We start from the raw sequence: 330 nt of genomic DNA, 5'->3' as shown, positions 1-330 counted from the left end.
TTATAAATCATCAAAAGGACTTTTTATTTGCTGAATATTTTTTGTACTAACGTGTGTATAAATTTCAGTTGTTTTACTGCTATTATGTCCTAATAATTCCTGAATATATCTTAAATCGGTTCCACTTTCTAATAAATGCGTAGCATAACTATGTCGAAGCCAATGCAAGGTAACAGGTTTATTTATAGAAGCTAATTTAACACTTTTTTTTAATACTTCCTCTAAACTTCTAGCAGAATATTGGGTGTTTTTTTCTTGTCCTTCAAAAAGATAAGTTTTTGGACTATATTCTTTATAATATCTCCTTAATAAATCTAATATTTTTGCAGA

At 27.0% G+C, this 330-nt stretch carries 1 protein-coding gene; it reads right to left on the bottom strand.

Features of this window, described 5'->3' with window-relative positions:
• Positions 1 to 330, bottom strand: a 330-nt coding sequence (locus tag G6042_RS00545) for a tyrosine-type recombinase/integrase (RefSeq protein ID WP_169522343.1), incomplete at its 5' end; no start/stop codon positions are given.

Source organism: Flavobacterium solisilvae, from assembly GCF_012911605.1.
GTDB lineage: Bacteria > Bacteroidota > Bacteroidia > Flavobacteriales > Flavobacteriaceae > Flavobacterium > Flavobacterium solisilvae.
This window is presented reverse-complemented; position numbering and strand designations above follow the sequence as displayed.